An 18,402-nucleotide genomic window follows, 5' to 3' on the forward strand; every position below is an offset into this window, starting at 1 on the left:
GGTCAGGTGATGAGCGGCGCACCGCGCCCGATGATCGTTGCCGACGATGCGCATGTCACCTACCGGGTCTATGCGTCGGGAAAGCGCATGAACGGGAAGGAGAGCCTCTTCAGCACCAACCCTCTGCGCGGGGGCCGGGGCCTGAAGATGGTTCCCGCCTTGCGCGGCGTCTCCTTCACCGCCGGCGAGGGGGAGACCATCGGTGTCGTCGGACACAACGGCTCGGGCAAATCGACCCTCTTCCGTGCCATGAGCGGGCTCATCCCCACGTCGGAGGGCACGATCTGGGCGCGTGACCGGCCCGTGCTCCTCGGCGTCAACGCGGCGCTGGTGCCGGAGCTCTCCGGCGAGAACAACATCAAGCTCGGTCTCCTCGCCATGGGCTTCAGCCCCGCCGAGGCGGCTGCCCGCGTCGACGAGATCGCCGACTTCGCCGAACTCAACGAGTTCATCCACCACCCGATGCGCACGTACTCCTCGGGCATGGGTGCGCGCCTGCGGTTCGCCATCGCGTCGGCGAAGGCCCATTCCATCCTGCTGGTGGACGAGGCGCTTGCGGTCGGCGACCGTCGATTCAAGGCGAAGAGCGAGCAGCGCATCCGCGAGCTGCGCGCCACGGCCGGCCTCGTGATGATCGTGAGTCACTCCATCGGCTCGCTCAAGGACACGTGCGACCGCGTGTTGTGGATCCACAAGGGCGAGTTGCGAGCCGACGGTCCCGCCACCGCCGTCATCGACGACTACGTCAAGTGGACGAAGAACCCGGGGAGCACCGCGGTCGGGGCGGCATCGACTGCCAAGGCCAAGCGACCCGCCGCGTCCGGGGCGAAGCGTCCCGCCGGCGCGGCTCAGACGCCGCCCGCTGCCCAAGCGGCTGAGCCCGACCACGTGGCACGCGGAGCTGCCGGGGCGTCGTCCGGACCGGCGACGTTCGATGAACTGCTCACCGGCGCGGCGACGCCGACGACCGAGGCGAGCCCGCCGGAGCGCGCTCCGGGACAGACCAAGGCGGGTTCGGCGCGGCAGCCGGTGGGCACGCGGCCGATCCCCGTGCCGCGAGAGAGTCCCCGCGCCGCGGCGCGGCGCGAGCGGTACCAGCGCATGGAGCGCGAGCGGACCCGCCGCAGGATCGTCGCACTGGCCATCACCGGGGCTGCCATTCTGCTTGCGATCGGCGCGGGCGCCGCGATCACGCTCGTGGGGGTGCTGTCGCATTCCGCGGCGCTTCCCGCACCCGCGACGCTGCGGACGGAGACGTCGGCGGTGGTGATTCAGCCCGAACCGGCGGAGCTCCGCGACCGAGGTCCGGCCATCAGCCCCCCAGCAGCCGTTTCTTCGCCCGATGCGCGAGCGGCCGCAGGCCCGGTATCCGCTTGAGTGTGGCCCGCCCGATCGGGGCGGCGGAACGCCAGAGCCGGGGCACGAGCCCGGAGTCGCGGGCCGGCGCACGACCCCGCCGCTCGGCCCGCTCGGCGAAGAAGACCAGCAGCCGCAGCAGCTCGCGTGCATCCTCCAGTGTCGGCTCCGGCGAGAACTCCGGTCCGGGCGTGCCCGAGACGATGTCCTGGTAGAGACGCCCGAAGTCGTACGAGAGCGCCCGCTGCGCGGCATCCACCGAGGCGTTCGACAGACGCACGTAACGGTCGGGATCGCCGACGACGCGGGAGATCTCGCGGGCGAGTGCCGCGGCATCGCCCTGGGGAACCGGCACGATGCCGTCGTTGTCCTGCACGAGGGTGAGCCACGGAAGCTCGTACATGAACACCGGCAGGCCCCGCGCCTGCGCTTCGGCGATGGTGAGCTGGTACCCCTCGATGATGCTGGTGGAGACGAAGGCGTCTGCGGCGTCGATCGCTTCCACCAGCGCCCGCCCGTGCCGCGGTCCGACAGCGACGACATGGTCGCCGACACGCCGCCGGCGCGCCTCCGCATTGAACTTCTTGGCCGTGACGTCGTCCCAGTCCGGCCCGATGACGGTGAGGCGGAAGTCGAGTTCGAGTTTGCGCAGCTGCACCCCCACCTCGATCAGCTCGAAGACCTGTTTCGTGCGCTGTTCCAGGCGACCCCACCACACCAGCTCGATGCGATCGATCGGGGGTGACTTGGTCACCGCCCGCGACGATGACTCGACCAGCAGCGGCGAAGGAGGGTTCGGCGCGAACGAGGTGTGAGCCACACCGCGCAGCTTGAAGTAGGCGACGTCGAGCGGCGAGAGGACGACCAGCCGGGCGAGCGTCCTGCCGCACTGCTCGATCAGAGAGAGCCGATCGTCGCCGTCGTAGATCGGCCGCGCGGCGAAGTTGTGCAGCCAGCCGACGGTGTCAGCGCCCTCGGCGCGGGCCATGAGCGCGAACTCCGGCCAGTATCGGGTGTACAGCACCTGATGGTCGATCACCACGTCGACCTCATGCGCACGACAGATGTCGGCCCACTCCTCCAGCCGCTCGGGCAGACCGCGGGCCGTCATCTCGACGAAAGCGGCGCCCTCCGGAACCGCGGAGCGTTCGCTTCCCGCGGTACGCGCCACGACCGTCACGCGGTATCCCGCGTTCCGCAGGTAGCGGGCCTGCGACGTGAGCACGGCCGAGACGCCCCCTGTACCCAGCGTGGAGGTGGCGAGCAGGATGCTGCGCACCGGGCGATCGGCCAGATCGTGCCACGGGGTGTGGAACTTCAGAGTCGTCAGCGCGGCAGGGTAGAACCGTGCCGCCGCGTGGATGATGTCGTGCGCGGATGCCACGGTGTGCAGATGCGCCAGTGCCGCGTCGAGGACGGCGCTCTCGCTGCGGTCGATCAGCTGCGAGCAGACATAGCCGACGATCGACAGCCTCGCCGACTCATAGGCTTCGAGGAGCAGCGGCGGATCGCTGTGAGTGCCGGCGAGATTCTGTACCGCAGGACGGATGCTGTCGATCGAGAGGATCGCCGAGACGTAGAACTCCGCCCGCTCCACGCTGTCGACGTCGTGCCCGCTGCCGCCACGCCCGAAGTGGTAACGATAGAGCCTGTCGGTGATGGAGACGTATCGGGTCGCGAGAGCCGCCACGAGGAATATCAGGGGAAGGTCGTTGACCCGAGGCAGCGCCAGATCGTCCGGCAGCAGGGCGTAGGCGTCGCGAAGCACGGCCGTGCGGAACAGCATGCGCCACAACTGTCCCTGTGCCGGCTTGCCGACGGGAAAGAGGCCCCTCAGGACCTCGGTCCCCTCGAGCGACACGTGCCGGGGCTGCAACCTCCGCTCGTACGAGCCGCCCGTCCGGCCGTCCTTCTCCACGACCGTGACACCGAAGCCCACCAGGTCGGCATCCGTCGCCTGCGCCTGTCGGTGCGCCTTGTCCGCGGCATCCGCCGCCAGTTCGTCGTCGCCGTCCAGGAAGAGCACGTAGTCGGCCTGGGCGGCGAGGATCCCGGTCCGGCGGGCCTGGAACGCCGACAGGTTGCGCTCGTGTCGGATGAGACGAACGCGCGGGTCGCGGACCCCGAATCGCTCGACCACGGCGGCAGTGCCGTCCGTCGAGGCGTCGTCGACGCAGATCACCTCGATCTCGTGGAGCGTCTGCCGGAGCGCGCTCTCGAGGGCGTGGGAGATCGTCGCCTCGTCGTTGAAGACCGGCATGACGATCGAGACAAGAGGCGCCGGCTTCATCGGCCTCGATTCTATGCGGTCGGTGCGCTCGGCGAGGCCTCGCTCCGTGACAGCAAACCCCCGGCCGGGTGTAGCAGGCAGAACTGACGGCGCGCTGTCAACCCCTGGAATCTGCACGTAGTACCCTGTAACGCGGTTCGGCGCTGCGGCTCCGGATCGACGACGCACTACGGAACAGGTGCCGTGACAGCAGGCTGGGGTGAACGCACGAGAGCGGTCAGAAGGCGCTCCGCTCGTTCGGCGACCCTGGACGAGCTCGTCTCCGGAACGACGCCCCTGGTTCTGACGCCCGACCCCTTCGCCGAGCCCGCACCGCGCTCCTCGACCGCGGCCATCCCGCTCAAGCGCCGGGAACCGCCGTGGGTTCGCCGCTATGCGAGCCGTCTGATCTACACCGACGCGCTGATCCTCGCGGCGACACTGGTCGGCTTCGGCGCCCTGGTGCTGCCGAACCTGACGACGACGCTGTCGTGGCCGGGCGGCCCCGACCTCCCCTACATCGTTCCCCTCGCCATCATCTGCGTGCTGTGGCTGCTGTGTCTCGACGCGTTCGACACCCGGGACCGTCACATCGTCGGCCACGGCGTGGTCGAGTATCGCCGGATCATCAGCGCCACGTTCTTCGTCTTCGCGATCGTCATCACGGTCGCGTTCTTCCTCCGCATCGAGGTCGCTCGCGCTCTGTTCCTCGTCGCCCTGCCCATCGGTCTCGTGGGGCTGCTCGCGGGCCGGTGGGGCTGGCGGCAGTGGCTCCGCGCCCGCCAGAAGGCCGGCGCCTTCGTCTATCGGGCCGTGGTGCTGGGAGATCGGGCCAAGCTCGCGCACATCATCACTCAGATCCGGGGGACGCACGGGACGGGCTACACGATCGTGGGTGCCATCACCCCGCGCGGCACCCGCACCGCGATCGGCGACGTGCCGGTGCTCGGCGCGCTCGCCGACGCGGAGGAGGCGTTCGACGCGGCGAACGCCGACACCCTGATCGTCGCGGGCGCCGACGAGCTCGACCCCGGCACGATGCGGCGCCTGGGGTGGGCGATGGCCGACCGCGCCGTCAACTGGGTCGTGGCGCCGGCCCTCACGGATGTCGCCGGCCCGCGCATCCACGCGCGCCCGGTGGCGGGGCTGCCGCTCGTCCACATCGACTTCCCGCGGCTCGAGGGCTATCACCGCGTGGTCAAGCGGACGTTCGACATCGTCGGCTCCCTCGTCCTCCTGGTGCTCGCCTCGCCGATCATGCTCGCCACCGCGATCGCGATCCGCATCGATGGGCCGGGGCCGGTGTTCTACACGCAGCAGCGCGTGGGGCGCCAGGGCACCACGTTCGCGATGATCAAGTTCCGCTCCATGGTCCGCGGCGCCGACGACCAGCTCGCGAGCCTTCTCGACCTCCAGGGAACCACCGAGCGGCCCTTCTTCAAGGTGACCGACGATCCCCGCATCACCCCGGTCGGGCGGCTGATCCGTCGCCACTCCATCGACGAGCTGCCCCAGCTCCTCAACGTGCTGGCCGGGCACATGAGCCTCGTCGGGCCGCGTCCGCAGCGGCCGGCGGAGGTGACTCTCTACGACGAGGTGGTGGAGCGCCGCCTGCTCGTCAAGCCGGGGATGAGCGGGCTCTGGCAGGTGAGCGGACGCTCCAGGCTGTCCTGGGAGGATGCGATCCGGCTCGACCTCTACTACGTGGAGAACTGGTCGTTCATGCAGGACCTGGTGATCCTGTTCCGGACCGTCCGGGCCGTGGTCGCCCCGGGCGAGACGGCGCACTGATGGCGTCGCCTCTCGGCGCAGTCTCAGCCCGTCCTCGATAGCATCCTCTGGTGTCTCCGAAACCCTCGCCCGGTCGCTACCGCAATGGTCGCGCCGGTAACCACGCCCCGGCGCCGCAGCGTCGCCGGCGCTGGCCGTGGGTGGTCCTGGCGAGCGTCGCGATCGTGCTCGGCGGTGCGGCCGCCGTCGGCGGGGTCTTCGCGATGCAGGCTCTCGAGGTGCGTGACGATCTCATGGCCGCGAAGGCGCGCCTGGGGTCGCTGACGGACGCGTACAAGGACGGCGATGCCGAGCAGCTGCAGATCATCGGCGCCGAGACGCTCGAACTCACCGCGGATGCGGACGAGACGGTGCAGGGGCCGCTCTGGGACGCCGCATCCGCTCTCCCGGGCGTCGGCGCCAACATCAGCGCCGTCAAGCTCGCGACGGAGGCCACGCACATCATCGTCCGCGACGCCCTGCCCCCCGGGCTCCAGCTTCTGGGGCTCATGTCGCCCGACAAGCTGAAGCTGAAGGGCGGCGGCATCAACCTCGCGCCCTTCCAGCAGGCGCAGCAGACCCTGCCGCAGATCCGGACCGTCCTCGCGGAGGCGGAGGGGAAGATCTCGGCCATCGACCGTGCGGAACTGCATCCCGTCGTCGACGAGGCCATCGGCCAGCTCATCACCGTCGTCGAGCAGGCGGGTCCGCTGCTGGACACCGGCGAGGAGCTGCTGCCGATCGCGCTGAGGATGGCCGGTTCCGAGGGCCCGCGCAACTATCTCGTCATCTTCCAGAACAACGCGGAGATCCGCGCCACCGGAGGCAATGCCGCCACGTCCACGGTGATCCGAGCCGACAACGGCAAGATCGAGAAGGTCGAGGACGAGACCGTCGAGGACTTCTACATCGCGGGCGTCAGCGGCAAGCTGCGATCCGATCTTCCGAAAGAGACCCTGCGCCTCTACGAGTCGGACTTCGCCTACAACGCCCAGAACTTCACGCGCACGCCGGATTTCCCCACGACCGCGGGCATGTTCTCCCAGCTGTGGGAGCAGACGAACGGCACGGAGCTGGACGGGGTCATCTCGATCGACCCGGTCGCGCTGGGCTACATGCTCGAGGCGACAGGGCCGATCGAACTCGAGGACGGCACCGAGATCAACGCCGACAACGCCGTGAGCCTTCTCCTCAGCGAGACGTATGAGCGGTTCGGGACCGACGGGAGGGCGGCCGACGCCTACTTCGCGGACGTCGCATCCCGCGTGTTCGACAAGATCGCGAGCGGCGCGTGGGGTCCGATGGCGATGATCGACCAGCTCACACGCTCGGTGGACGAGCAGCGCATCTACGCCTGGTTCCCTCGGGAGGACGAGAACGCCGTCGTGTCGGAACTCGGCGTCGACGGCGCGCTGACCGTCGACAACACGGCGGCCACGCAGGTGGGCATGTACGTCAACGACTCGTCGTACAGCAAGCTCGAGTACTACCTGTCGACGTCGATGACGGTCACTTGCGACGCCGCGGCACGCACCATGACCACGTCGCTCTCGCTCGCATCGTCGGTGCCCGGCCCGAACCTCAGCGGGTACACGCTCGGCTGGCGGAACAATCGCCTCGGGCTGCCGCGCACGACCATGATCCTGGACGTGCTCTCGGTGGCGCCTCCCGGCGCGTCACTCGTCGGCACGACCCCGGCGGACGGCGACATCGCCCGCTGGGATCGTGACGGTTCCGAGAAGGGCCATGCCCTCGCCAGCCGCACGATGCTGCTGAAGATGGGCGAGACGAAGACGGTCTCGTTCACCAGCGTGCTTCCGGAGGGCCCCCTCGGCGCCCTGCAGGTGCGGTACTCCCCGACGGTGACGCAGACACCGGTCACCGTCGACTCGTCCTGCTCGGCGCTCTTCCCCGCGGCCGGATGAGCGAGCGTCTGCCGTCGACGAGCGGCCCGCGACACGCGATCATCGTCGCGATGATGCTCGTGTACGGAACCTTCCTGGCGTTCGTCGTGTTCTGGCCGAGCCCCATCGACGCGTCGGTGGCGGGCCTGCTCGACCGCGCGATCTCGGAACTCCACGAGCGCGGGGTGCCGACGTTCATCGACTACGGCTTCATCGAGTCCTTCGCGAACATGCTGCTGTTCGTCCCCGTCGGATTCCTCTTCGGGCTAATGGTGCCTCTGCACTGGTGGCCGGTCGCGCTGCTGCTCGGCCCCGCCCTGTCCGCGGCGATCGAGGTGTCGCAGCACTATCTGCTCGCGGCGCGCTATGCGACGGTTCAGGACGTCATCTCGAACTCGATCGGCGCGACGATCGGCGTGCTCGCGGCCGTCTTCATCCGGGCAGTGGTGAAGGCACGCGACGAGAAGGTCATCGAGCGACACGAGGCACGGCAGCGGCTCGGCGTCGGCTGACGCCGGGGCTTCCGCCGCGGCATCCGTCCCGACAGTACGGTGGTGGCGCCCGCTGGGCGGCGAAGGAGTTTCCGTCGGGCGGAACGTCAGTGGACGGATGCCGCCACCGACGCACCCACATCTGCGCCGTGGTGGGTCATCCAGGTCAGCAGCCGGTGGTCGAACTCCGCCGCGTCGAACTGCATCGCCTGCTGAAGAATCCGTTCACGAGGCAGGGTGAAACTGCGCGTCGCGGCCTCGACGAGCTCGCTCCGCGAGCGGGGATCGAACAGCGCGCCCCCCACACCGTCGTCGATCGACTCGCTGGCCCCGCCCACGCGGTTCGCGATGACCGGAGTGCCGGCAGCCATCGCCTCGACGGCGACGATGCCGAAGTCCTCGACCGGTGGGAAGACGAACAGGCTCGCGCGCTCCATGAGCGCGAAGATCATGGCGTCGGAGGGCGCGACCTCGACATGCACCGGCACCTTGGCGGCCTCGCCCACCTCGCGCAACTCGGCCTCGAGAGGACCGAAGCCCGCGAGCACGACCGGAAGGCCCAGCGCCTCGCCGGCCTCGACGACGATGTCGAGTCGCTTGTAGGGGATGAAGCGCGAGACGCCGAGCACGAACTGCTCCGGCAGCGCGTCGAGCGTCCGGCGCTCGCTGTCGCTGAGGAGCCCGCGCCAGGCTCCGGACCCGATGTACGCGGCCTCGACGGGCGGATGGATGACGGATGCCTCGGCACCCCAGGCCCGCTCGACGCGCTTCGCCACGAACCGGCTGTTGGCGGCGAGCGCCGTTGCGCGCCGGGCGGTGCGGCGGTCGATCGCGCGCAGCGGGGGAGAGGCGATGCGGGCGGCGAGGTTGTCGCCCCGGCCGTCGAGTTCCGGCGCCCACAGATACCGGGCGGGCGTGTGGACGTAGACGAACGTCGGCATGTTCTCGTCCGTGAAGCGCACGTGGTGCGCGAACGCGTGGGAGAAGACCAGCGCCCAGTCGCCCGAGAGGTGCCGCGGGATACGCCAGGTGAGCGGCATCACGGGAAGGGCGAGTGCCTTGTGGTGCCGCAGCGGCGTCCGCGCCAGCCAGGTCTCGCGCACCTTGCGGCCCGGGTGACGCCGGGGCGCATCGTTCCACAGGCACAGCATCTGCGCGTCGGAGAAGAGGCCCGCGGCCCGGTCCAGCACCTTCTCGGCACCACCGACCGACTCGATCCACTCGGTGACCAGGAGCCCGCTCATGCCGCGGTCCTTCCCGGGAGGAGCGCTGCTCGGGCGGTGCGCAGGAGGATCACGAAGTCGCCGGCGAGCGTCCAGTTGTCCACGTAGGAGAGGTCGAGGCGCACGGACTCCTCCCACGACAGCGACGACCGGCCGCTCACCTGCCAGAGACCGGTGATGCCGGGCTTCACCATGAACCGGCGGTGCACGTGGTCGGCGTACCGCGCCACCTCGCGGGGGAGCGGCGGACGCGGGCCGACGAGCGACATCGAGCCGCTGACCACGTTCACCAGCTGCGGCAGCTCGTCGAGGCTGTACCGGCGCAGGAACCGGCCGATCGGCGTGACGCGGGGATCTTCGAGCATCTTGAAGAGCACTTCGTTGCCGGAGTCCCGCCGGTGCTCGATCCCCGAGAGCAGCTCCTCGGCGTCCGTCACCATGGTGCGGAACTTCAGCATCCGGAAGGGGCGCCCGTCGAGGCCGATGCGGGTCTGCCAGAAGAACGCCGGACCCGACGTCGTGCTCCGGATCGCCAGCGCCAGTACGGCCATGAGCGGTGCGAGCAGCACGAGGCCCAGCGAGCCGGTCACGATGTCGTTGGCCCGCTTGAGGAACCTCTGCCCCTTGCTGTACCGCGGCGTCTCGACGTGGATCAGCGGAAGACCGGCGACCGGACGCGTGTGGATGCGGGGGCCCACGATGTCGGCGATGCTCGGCGCCAGGATCAGGTGCCGGCGATCGGCCTCGAGCGCCCAGGAGATGCGCTTGACGCCCGAGGGCGGAAGCTCGTCGGTGCTCGTGACCGCGACGGTGTCGGCATCCACCGCTTCCAGCGCGCCCAGCACGCCGCCGATGTCGCCGCAGACCGGGATGTCGGTGCCCGGGACCAGCTGGCCGGCGACGCCGTCGGGCACGCAGGCCCCGACCACGCGGTAGCCCGCGCTCGGGGTGCGGCGGAGCGCCTCAGCGACCTGCGCCACCGACGCGGGCGAGCCGACCAGGAGCACCGTCGCACTCCACCCGCCGCGGAGACGCTCGGCGACGAGCCAGCGCCGCCAGACCCACCGCTCGATGATGAGTACCGCGATGCCGACCGGGAAGCTGATGAGCAGGTACCCGCGTGCGACGTCGACGCGCAGCAGGAACGCGAGGATCGCGATGATGCCGAACAGCCGGACACTGACCGAGACGATGCGCGTGTACTCGCTCGAGCCGCTCCCCACGACGCGCGCGCTCCGCGAGTCGACGAGGCTGAGGGACCACATCCAGGCGATGAGCAGTCCTGTCGAGAAGCCCCAGTACGACATGTCGCCGAAGACGGAGTCGTCGCGGATGACGACATCCCGCTCCAGGCCGAGCCACGCGATCTGCGTGCCGAACACGACGGCCGTCAGGACGACGAGGTCGCTGATCCACAGCCGCCGCGCGTACCTGTCGCGCCAATGATCCGTGGTGTGGGCGTATTCAGCGGGTACGCCCTGTGCGCGAGAGACACCCTCCCCGGTTGCCCCTCGCCTGGTCGATCGACCGTTGTATGCGTCGCCGTACGGCTGCTGTGCCGCGTCGACGAAATTCGACGCCACTGCTCCCCTTCCCCAGCGCAACCACGCAGATTCGGGTTCTGCGCGCCGGCGAAATTTCCCAGTTCGCCGACGGTTGCGGTGACGTCATTGTGTCACGACCTTCCAGATGCGGGAAGCGTGCTTGAGGAACTCTTGCGCCAACGTTGCGGTCGGGGCCGCCGACTGGGAAACCGCCGAGCATGGCCGCCGCGCGACACGCCCGAGTTTGCGACACGCCCGGGCTGCACGTAGACTAGTGAGGTTCCACATTCCGATGCCCCACTTGGCGTGCGTCGGATCACTGCCAGGGCAGTGCATAGGCGGCGCCTGTCTGCGGAGTAGACACACACTTCACAGCACAGTCGCGCAGGGTCCTAGGCCGCGGGCAGCAGAACCACCACATCTCGAATCCATCCTCGGCGGAGCCATGTTCCGCGCGCGGAGGAGGACGGATGCCGGGAGCGGCGCTTCGGTGCGGCCTCCGGATTGACAGCAGAACAGCGGTGCAGCATCCCTCGACGAGCTCGGGAACCGAGCGGCCGCGAGGAGAAAGTGCCAGGGCGCCCAGCGCCACGTGCGTCCAATGCCACAGGGGTATGACGCGAGAAAGAGAGTGAGCAGACAATGGCGGGACAGAAGATCCGCATTCGCCTGAAGTCGTACGACCACGAGGTCATCGACTCGTCGGCACGCAAGATCGTCGACACCGTGACCCGTGCGGGCGCGACGGTCGTGGGCCCCGTGCCCCTTCCGACGGAGAAGAACGTGGTCGCCGTGATCCGTTCTCCCCACAAGTACAAGGACAGCCGCGAGCACTTCGAGATGCGCACCCACAAGCGTCTGATCGACATCGTCGACCCGACGCCGAAGGCCGTCGACTCGCTCATGCGCCTCGACCTTCCGGCCGATGTCAACATCGAGATCAAGCTCTGAGGTTCGACATGGCTGACATCAACAACAAGGTTTCCAAGGGCCTGCTGGGCACCAAGCTCGGCATGACCCAGGTCTGGGACGAGAACGGCAAGCTCGTTCCCGTCACCGTCATCGAGATCGCGCCGAACGTGGTGACCCAGGTCCGCACGCCCGAGCGCGACGGCTACAAGGCCGTTCAGATCGCCTACGGCCAGATCGACCCCCGCAAGGTGAACCAGCCCCTGACGGCCCACTTCGAGGCCGCGGGTGTCACCCCGCGCCGTCACCTCACCGAGATCCGCACCGCGGACGCCGCTGACTACTCACTCGGTCAGGAGCTCACGGTGGACGGCACGTTCGAGGCCGGCCAGCTGGTCGACGTCGTCGGCACCAGCAAGGGCAAGGGCACCGCGGGTGTCATGAAGCGCCACAACTTCAAGGGTGTGTCCGCCTCGCACGGTGCGCACCGCAACCACCGCAAGCCCGGTTCGATCGGCGCCTCGTCGACCCCGAGCCGCGTCTTCAAGGGCATGCGCATGGCCGGCCGTATGGGTGGCGAGCGCGTGACCGTCCTCAACCTCACGGTGCACGGCATCGACGCGGAGAAGGGTCTGCTGCTCGTCAAGGGCGCCGTCCCCGGCGCGCGCGGCCGCATCGTCTACGTCCGCAACGCAGTGAAGGGTGCCTGATCCCATGGCTGACTCGACTCTCGCGCTCGACGTCGTGAACGCAGACGGCACGGCGGCTGGCTCGGTCCAGCTTCCTGCTGAGCTGTTCGACGTCAAGACGAACATCCCGCTCATCCACCAGGTCGTCGTCGCGCAGCTCGCGGCGGCTCGCCAGGGCACTCACTCGACCAAGCGTCGCGGTGAGGTCTCGGGTGCCGGCCGCAAGCCCTTCAAGCAGAAGGGCACGGGTAACGCCCGCCAGGGCTCGATCCGCGCGCCGCACATGACCGGCGGTGGCGTCGTGCACGGCCCGAAGCCGCGCGACTACTCGCAGCGCACCCCCAAGAAGATGATCGCCGCCGCCCTGCTGGGCGCGCTCAGCGACCGTGCTCGCGGCGAGCGTCTCCACGTCGTGGAGTCGTTCGGCATCGAGGGTGCTCCCTCGACGAAGGCCGCCGCCGCGGTCCTCACCGGTCTGGGCGCCGTCAAGAACGTGCTCGTGGTCGTGGACCGCTCGGACGACATCAACGTCCTCAGCGTCCGCAACATCCCGTTCGCGCACGTGCTGCCGTTCGACCAGCTCAACGCCTACGACGTGCTCGTCTCCGACGACATCGTCTTCACCAAGGCCGCCTACGACGCCTTCGTCGCGTCGAAGAGCGCCGCCACCGAGGAGGTCTCGGCATGACCGCCGTGAACAAGGACCCGCGCGACATCATCCTCAAGCCGGTCGTTTCGGAGAAGAGCTACGGGCTCATCGACGAGGGCAAGTACACCTTCCTCGTCGACCCCCGCGCCTCGAAGTCCGAGATCAAGCTCGCCATCGAGAAGATCTTCGGCGTCAAGGTCGCAGCGGTCAACACGCTCAACCGCGCGGGCAAGGCCCGCCGCACCCGCTTCGGCACGGGCAAGCGCAAGGACACCAAGCGCGCCATCGTGACCCTGAAGTCGGGCACCATCGACATCTTCACGGCAGTCGGCTGACGGTCGGGATAGAGGACTAGAGATATGGCTATTCGCAAGTACAAGCCCACGACCCCGGGTCGCCGCGGCTCGTCGGTGGCCGACTTCGCCGAGATCACCCGATCGACGCCCGAGAAGTCGCTCCTCCGCCCGCTCAGCAAGACCGGTGGCCGCAACAACCAGGGCCGCATCACCACGCGTCACATCGGTGGTGGCCACAAGCGTCAGTACCGTGTCATCGACTTCCGTCGCAATGACAAGGACGGCATCAACGCCAAGGTCGCCCACATCGAGTACGACCCCAACCGCACCGCGCGCATCGCGCTCCTGCACTACTTCGACGGCGAGAAGCGCTACATCCTCGCGCCGAACAAGCTGGCGCAGGGCGACATCGTCGAGTCGGGTCCGTCGGCCGACATCAAGCCGGGCAACAACCTGCCGCTGAAGAACATCCCCACCGGTACCGTGATCCACGCGATCGAGCTCCGCCCCGGCGGCGGCGCGAAGATGGCGCGTTCGGCCGGTGCGTCGGTTCGCCTGGTGGCGAAGGACGGCCCCTACGCGCAGCTGCGTCTGCCCTCGGGCGAGATCCGCAACGTCGATGCGCGCTGCCGCGCGACGATCGGCGAGGTCGGCAACGCCGAGCAGTCGAACATCAACTGGGGCAAGGCCGGCCGCAAGCGCTGGAAGGGCGTCCGCCCGACCGTCCGCGGTGTCGCCATGAACCCGGTGGACCACCCGCACGGTGGTGGTGAGGGTAAGACGTCCGGTGGTCGTCACCCCGTTTCGCCGTGGGGTCAGCCTGAGGGCCGCACCCGTCACGCGAACAAGGAAAGCGACAAGTACATCGTCCGTCGTCGCAACGCCGGCAAGAAGCGGAAGTAGGAGTAGAGGAAGATGCCTCGCAGCCTTAAGAAGGGCCCCTTCGTCGACGAGCACCTGCTTCGCAAGGTCGTCGTCCAGAACGAAGCCGGCACCAAGAACGTCATCAAGACCTGGTCGCGCCGTTCGATGATCATCCCGGCCATGCTGGGTCACACCATCGCCGTGCACGACGGACGCAAGCACATCCCCGTGTTCGTGTCCGAGACCATGGTCGGCCACAAGCTGGGCGAGTTCGCGCCCACCCGCACCTTCCGCGGCCACGTGAAGGACGACAAGAAGGGCCGCCGCCGCTGACGCGGGGGCAGAGGAGAGAGAAATGGTGGAGTCCATCGCACGCGTGCGACACATCCGCGTGACCCCTCAGAAGGCTCGTCGTGTCGTTGCGCTCATCAAGGGCAAGCAGGCTGAGGAGGCCCTGGCCATCCTCAAGTTCGCACCGCAGGGTGCGAGCGAGCCGATCTACAAGCTCGTCGCCTCGGCTGTCGCGAATGCTCGCGTGAAGGCCGACAAGGACGGCGAGTACCTGGACGAGCAGGACCTGTACGTGAAGAACGCGTACGTCGACGAGGGCACGACGCTCAAGCGTTTCCAGCCCCGCGCACAGGGTCGCGCCTTCCAGATCAAGAAGCGCACGAGCCACATCACCGTCGTGCTCTCGACCCCCGAGGTCGCGGAGACGGCGCCGGCTTCCAAGACCAAGAAGGCGAGCAAGTAATGGGACAGAAAGTCCACCCGTACGGCTTCCGCCTCGGCATCACCACCGACCACGTGTCGCGTTGGTTCTCGGACTCGACGAAGCCTGGGCAGCGCTACGCCGACTACGTCGCCGAGGACATCCGGATCCGCAAGCTGCTGCAGACGCAGCTCGACCGCGCCGGCGTCAGCAACATCGAGATCGAGCGCACCCGTGACCGCGTCCGCGTCGACATCCACACCGCCCGCCCGGGCATCGTGATCGGTCGCCGCGGCGCCGAGGCCGAGCGCATCCGCGCCGACCTCGAGAAGCTCACCGGCAAGCAGATCCAGCTGAACATCCTCGAGGTCAAGAACCCCGAGGCCGACGCCCAGCTCGTCGCGCAGGGCATCGCCGAGCAGCTCTCCGCACGTGTGGCGTTCCGCCGCGCGATGCGCAAGGGCCTGCAGGGCGCGCAGCGCGCCGGCGCCAAGGGCGTCCGCATCCAGGTCTCCGGCCGCCTCGGCGGCGCCGAGATGAGCCGCTCGGAGTTCTACCGCGAGGGTCGTGTGCCGCTGCACACGCTGCGCGCGAACATCGACTACGGCTTCTACGAGGCGAAGACCACCTTCGGCCGCATCGGCGTGAAGGTCTGGATCTACAAGGGCGACCTGACCAACAAGGAGCTCGCTCGCGAGCAGGCCAACGCGCCGAAGTCGGACCGTCGTCGTGACGACCGCCGTGGCGGCCCGCGTGGCGACCGCGGCGAGCGTGGCGGCGACCGCCGCAACGAGGCCCCCGTGGCAGAAGGAGCGTCGGCGTAATGCTCATCCCCCGCAAGGTCAAGTACCGCAAGCAGCACCACCCCGGCCGCTCGGGCCAGGCCACCGGCGGCACGAAGGTCTCCTTCGGCGAGTTCGGCATCCAGGCCCTCACCCCCGCCTACGTGACGAACCGTCAGATCGAGTCCGCTCGTATCGCGATGACCCGTCACATCAAGCGTGGCGGCAAGGTGTGGATCAACATCTACCCCGACCGTCCGCTCACCAAGAAGCCGGCCGAGACCCGCATGGGTTCCGGTAAGGGTTCGCCCGAGTGGTGGGTCGCTAACGTCAAGCCGGGTCGCGTCCTCTTCGAGGTCGCCGGCGTCAACGAGGAACTCGCTCGTGAGGCCCTGACCCGTGCCATCCACAAGCTGCCTCTCAAGGCACGCATCATCAAGCGCGAGGAGGGCGACGCGTAATGGCGATCGGCACCAAGACGCTCGCCCCGAGCGAGCTCGACACGTTCGAAGACCAGCGCCTCGTCGAGGAGCTGCGCAAGGCCAAGGAAGAGCTGTTCAACCTGCGCTTCCAGTCGGCCACCGGCCAGCTCGAGAGCCACGGCCGCATCCGCGCCGTCAAGCGCGACATCGCGCGGCTCTACACGGTGATCCGTGAGCGCGAGCTCGGCATCCGTGCCACGCCCGCGCCGCTGGAGACCGCGACGAAGGCGAAGAAGACCAAGGCCAAGAAGGCGGATGCCGCTGACGAGGCCGTGAAGGAAGAGGCCGAGTGATGGCTGACAAGAAGCAGGCCGCCGAGGTCGAGCACGGCGAGCACGACGTGCGCGACGCCGACGCCCGTGGCTACCGCAAGGCTCGCCGCGGCTACGTCGTCAGCGACAAGATGGACAAGACCATCGTCGTCGAGGTCGAGGACCGCGTGAAGCACCCGCTCTACGGCAAGGTCATCCGCCGCACCTCCAAGGTGAAGGCGCACGACGAGACCAACTCCGCCGGGATCGGCGACCTCGTCCTCATCAACGAGACCCGCCCGCTCAGCGCCACCAAGCGCTGGCGTCTGGTCGAGATCCTGGAGAAGGCCAAGTGATTCAGAACGAGTCCCGCCTCAAGGTCGCCGACAACACGGGCGCCAAGGAGCTGCTCACCATCCGCGTGCTCGGCGGCTCCAACCGCCGCTACGCCGGTCTCGGTGACATCATCGTGGCGACCGTCAAGGACGCGATCCCCGGCGGCAACGTCAAGAAGGGCGACGTGGTCAAGGCCGTCGTCGTCCGCACCGTCAAGCAGACCCGTCGCGCCGACGGCTCTTACATCAAGTTCGACGAGAACGCCGCCGTCATCCTGAAGAACGACGGGGAGCCCCGCGGCACCCGCATCTTCGGCCCGGTCGGCCGTGAGCTTCGCGACAAGAAGTTCATGAAGATCGTCTCGCTCGCACCGGAGGTGATCTGACCCCATGGCCAAGATCAAGAAGGGTGACCTGGTTCAGGTCATCTCGGGCGCCAAGCCCGAGCGTGGCGGCGACCGCGGCAAGCAGGGCAAGGTCCTCGAGGTCCTCGCCGAGCAGAACCGCGTCATCGTCGAGGGCGTGAACTACGTCACCAAGCACAACCGCGTGGGCCAGTCGCAGCGCGGCACCAAGACGGGCGGCATCGAGACGATGGAAGCCCCCATCCACATCTCCAACGTCGCGCTCGTCGACCCCTCGACCAAGAAGCCGACCCGTGTCGGCCACCGCGTCGAGGAGCAGACGAAGGACGGCGTGAAGCGCACCGTCCGCGTGCGCTACGCGAAGAAGTCAGGCAAGGACCTCTGAATATGAGCACCACCGCCCTCGAGACTGGCAAAATCCAGCCTCGTCTGAAGGCCAAGTACAACGCCGAGATCAAGAAGGCGCTGCAGGAAGAGTTCGGCTACGCCAACGTCATGCAGATCCCCGGCCTGGTCAAGGTCGTCGTGAACACCGGTGTCGGCGAGGCTGCTCGCGACAGCAAGGTGATCGATGGTGCGGTCGACGACCTCACCAAGATCACCGGTCAGAAGCCTGTCGTGACCAAGGCCCGCAAGTCCATCGCCCAGTTCAAGCTGCGCGAGGGCCAGGCCATCGGCGCGCACGTCACCCTCCGCGGCGACCGTGCGTGGGAGTTCATCGACCGTCTCGTCAACCTCGCCCTGCCCCGCATCCGCGACTTCCGCGGCCTGTCGGGCAAGCAGTTCGACGGCCACGGCAACTACACCTTCGGTCTCCAGGAGCAGTCGGTGTTCCACGAGATCAACCAGGACAAGATCGACCGCGTCCGCGGCTTCGACATCACCATCGTGACGTCGGCGAACACGGATGACGAGGGCCGCGCGCTCCTGCGCGCCCTGGGCTTCCCGTTCAAGTCGGAAGACGCGCAGGCGTAACTCCTGAGACGGATGCCGCGGCCCGGCCGCAAAGGCGGGGTCGCGGCATCCGATCCCACAACTGAATACGGACATCATGGAAGGTCGTCTGGCGTGTAACGGCAGCCGATACCTCGTGAACAAAGGAATCAAGAAATGACAATGACAGACCCGGTCGCAGACATGCTGACCCGTCTGCGCAACGCGAACTCGGCGCACCACGACTCCGTGTCGCTGCCGAGCTCCAAGCTCAAGACCCACATCGCCGAGATCCTCAAGCAGGAGGGCTACATCTCCTCCTGGGAGGTCAGCGACGCCCGCGTCGGCCAGACCCTCACGCTGACGCTCAAGTACGGCCCGAACCGCGAGCGGTCGATCGCCGGCATCAAGCGCGTCTCGAAGCCGGGTCTCCGCGTCTACGCGAAGTCGACCGAGCTTCCCCGCGTCCTCGGCGGGCTCGGTGTCGCCATCCTGTCCACCTCCTCTGGTCTCCTCACGGACCGCCAGGCCGAGCAGAAGGGCGTGGGTGGGGAAGTCCTCGCCTACGTGTGGTGATC

Annotated in this window: 22 protein-coding genes; 19 read left to right on the top strand and 3 right to left on the bottom strand. The window is 68.4% G+C overall.

The window, feature by feature from the left end; all coding sequences use genetic code 11:
• The first annotated feature begins 9 nt into the window (after positions 1–9).
• Positions 10–1,377: an ATP-binding cassette domain-containing protein gene (locus ACN9MP_RS03250; protein ID WP_426323900.1), complete on the top strand. Its 1,368-nt coding sequence runs from the start codon at positions 10–12 to the stop codon at positions 1,375–1,377.
• Here the strand turns inward: ACN9MP_RS03250 and ACN9MP_RS03255 are convergent.
• A complete protein-coding gene (locus ACN9MP_RS03255) occupies positions 1,313–3,763 on the bottom strand; it encodes a glycosyltransferase (protein ID WP_426323901.1) in 2,451 nt (816 codons plus the stop codon). The genes ACN9MP_RS03250 and ACN9MP_RS03255 overlap by 65 nt on opposite strands.
• Positions 3,764–3,829: 66 nt before the next feature.
• Between ACN9MP_RS03255 and ACN9MP_RS03260 the strand changes: the two genes are divergently transcribed.
• From ACN9MP_RS03260 to ACN9MP_RS03270, 3 genes are read left to right on the top strand one after another with little or no spacing between them, the layout of a single operon-like run.
• Positions 3,830–5,416 (top strand): sugar transferase, encoded by a 1,587-nt coding sequence (locus tag ACN9MP_RS03260; RefSeq protein ID WP_426323902.1) that lies wholly within the window; start codon positions 3,830–3,832, stop codon positions 5,414–5,416.
• 50 nt (positions 5,417–5,466) lie between these two features.
• Positions 5,467–7,320, top strand: coding sequence for a DUF4012 domain-containing protein (locus ACN9MP_RS03265; protein WP_426323903.1), 1,854 nt, complete (start codon positions 5,467–5,469; stop codon positions 7,318–7,320).
• Positions 7,317–7,811 carry a VanZ family protein gene (locus ACN9MP_RS03270; protein WP_426323904.1) on the top strand — a complete coding sequence of 165 codons (495 nt, stop codon included), beginning with the start codon at positions 7,317–7,319 and terminating at the stop codon, positions 7,809–7,811. The genes ACN9MP_RS03265 and ACN9MP_RS03270 overlap by 4 nt, the downstream gene beginning before the upstream one ends.
• An 86-nt stretch (positions 7,812–7,897) precedes the next feature.
• On the opposite strand, the gene ACN9MP_RS03275 is transcribed toward ACN9MP_RS03270, so the two are convergent.
• Positions 7,898–9,034 carry a glycosyltransferase gene (locus ACN9MP_RS03275; protein WP_426323905.1) on the bottom strand — a complete coding sequence of 379 codons (1,137 nt, stop codon included), beginning with the start codon at positions 9,032–9,034 and terminating at the stop codon, positions 7,898–7,900.
• The gene (locus ACN9MP_RS03280; RefSeq protein WP_426323906.1) at positions 9,031–10,596 is read right to left on the bottom strand and encodes a sugar transferase; all 1,566 of its coding nucleotides are present in this window, start codon (positions 10,594–10,596) and stop codon (positions 9,031–9,033) included. Before ACN9MP_RS03280 ends, ACN9MP_RS03275 begins: the two co-directional genes overlap by 4 nt.
• Positions 10,597–11,199: 603 nt before the next feature.
• Between ACN9MP_RS03280 and rpsJ the strand changes: the two genes are divergently transcribed.
• The 15 genes from rpsJ (at position 11,200) to rpsH (ending at position 18,400) form a co-directional block, all read left to right on the top strand.
• Entirely contained in the window at positions 11,200–11,508 is a 309-nt protein-coding gene (rpsJ, locus tag ACN9MP_RS03285; RefSeq protein ID WP_192635686.1) for a 30S ribosomal protein S10, read from the top strand.
• An 8-nt stretch (positions 11,509–11,516) separates the two neighbouring features.
• Positions 11,517–12,176 (top strand): 50S ribosomal protein L3, encoded by a 660-nt coding sequence (gene rplC, locus ACN9MP_RS03290; RefSeq protein ID WP_426323907.1) that lies wholly within the window; start codon positions 11,517–11,519, stop codon positions 12,174–12,176.
• 4 nt (positions 12,177–12,180) lie between these two features.
• On the top strand, positions 12,181–12,843 hold the full coding sequence (gene rplD / locus ACN9MP_RS03295) for a 50S ribosomal protein L4 (RefSeq protein ID WP_426323908.1): 663 nt from the start codon (positions 12,181–12,183) through the stop codon (positions 12,841–12,843).
• The gene (gene rplW, locus ACN9MP_RS03300) at positions 12,840–13,139 is read left to right on the top strand and encodes a 50S ribosomal protein L23 (RefSeq protein ID WP_426323909.1); all 300 of its coding nucleotides are present in this window, start codon (positions 12,840–12,842) and stop codon (positions 13,137–13,139) included. Before rplD ends, rplW begins: the two co-directional genes overlap by 4 nt.
• Positions 13,140–13,163: 24 nt before the next feature.
• Complete coding sequence (gene rplB / locus ACN9MP_RS03305; protein ID WP_426323910.1) at positions 13,164–14,003, top strand: 50S ribosomal protein L2; 840 nt, start codon at positions 13,164–13,166, stop codon at positions 14,001–14,003.
• Positions 14,004–14,015: 12 nt separating this feature from the next.
• On the top strand, positions 14,016–14,297 hold the full coding sequence (rpsS, locus tag ACN9MP_RS03310) for a 30S ribosomal protein S19 (protein ID WP_045275479.1): 282 nt from the start codon (positions 14,016–14,018) through the stop codon (positions 14,295–14,297).
• A 22-nt stretch (positions 14,298–14,319) separates the two neighbouring features.
• Complete coding sequence (gene rplV, locus ACN9MP_RS03315) at positions 14,320–14,718, top strand: 50S ribosomal protein L22 (RefSeq protein WP_426323911.1); 399 nt, start codon at positions 14,320–14,322, stop codon at positions 14,716–14,718.
• Positions 14,718–15,500 (top strand): 30S ribosomal protein S3, encoded by a 783-nt coding sequence (gene rpsC, locus ACN9MP_RS03320; protein ID WP_426323912.1) that lies wholly within the window; start codon positions 14,718–14,720, stop codon positions 15,498–15,500. The genes rplV and rpsC overlap by 1 nt, the downstream gene beginning before the upstream one ends.
• Positions 15,500–15,919 carry a 50S ribosomal protein L16 gene (gene rplP / locus ACN9MP_RS03325; RefSeq protein ID WP_018171451.1) on the top strand — a complete coding sequence of 140 codons (420 nt, stop codon included), beginning with the start codon at positions 15,500–15,502 and terminating at the stop codon, positions 15,917–15,919. The genes rpsC and rplP overlap by 1 nt, the downstream gene beginning before the upstream one ends.
• Positions 15,919–16,233: a 50S ribosomal protein L29 gene (rpmC, locus tag ACN9MP_RS03330; protein ID WP_045275475.1), complete on the top strand. Its 315-nt coding sequence runs from the start codon at positions 15,919–15,921 to the stop codon at positions 16,231–16,233. The genes rplP and rpmC overlap by 1 nt, the downstream gene beginning before the upstream one ends.
• A complete protein-coding gene (gene rpsQ, locus ACN9MP_RS03335; RefSeq protein WP_056371390.1) occupies positions 16,233–16,547 on the top strand; it encodes a 30S ribosomal protein S17 in 315 nt (104 codons plus the stop codon). Before rpmC ends, rpsQ begins: the two co-directional genes overlap by 1 nt.
• The gene (gene rplN, locus ACN9MP_RS03340; RefSeq protein ID WP_045301495.1) at positions 16,544–16,912 is read left to right on the top strand and encodes a 50S ribosomal protein L14; all 369 of its coding nucleotides are present in this window, start codon (positions 16,544–16,546) and stop codon (positions 16,910–16,912) included. The genes rpsQ and rplN overlap by 4 nt, the downstream gene beginning before the upstream one ends.
• Before the next feature lie 4 nt (positions 16,913–16,916).
• Positions 16,917–17,276: a 50S ribosomal protein L24 gene (gene rplX, locus ACN9MP_RS03345; RefSeq protein WP_426323913.1), complete on the top strand. Its 360-nt coding sequence runs from the start codon at positions 16,917–16,919 to the stop codon at positions 17,274–17,276.
• 2 nt (positions 17,277–17,278) lie between these two features.
• On the top strand, positions 17,279–17,866 hold the full coding sequence (gene rplE, locus ACN9MP_RS03350) for a 50S ribosomal protein L5 (protein ID WP_426323914.1): 588 nt from the start codon (positions 17,279–17,281) through the stop codon (positions 17,864–17,866).
• A 135-nt stretch (positions 17,867–18,001) separates the two neighbouring features.
• Positions 18,002–18,400 carry a 30S ribosomal protein S8 gene (rpsH, locus tag ACN9MP_RS03355; protein WP_426323915.1) on the top strand — a complete coding sequence of 133 codons (399 nt, stop codon included), beginning with the start codon at positions 18,002–18,004 and terminating at the stop codon, positions 18,398–18,400.
• Positions 18,401–18,402: the final 2 nt, after the last annotated feature.

It is taken from the genome of Microbacterium sp. E-13 (assembly GCF_049912955.1).
In the GTDB taxonomy this organism is placed as follows: domain Bacteria; phylum Actinomycetota; class Actinomycetes; order Actinomycetales; family Microbacteriaceae; genus Microbacterium.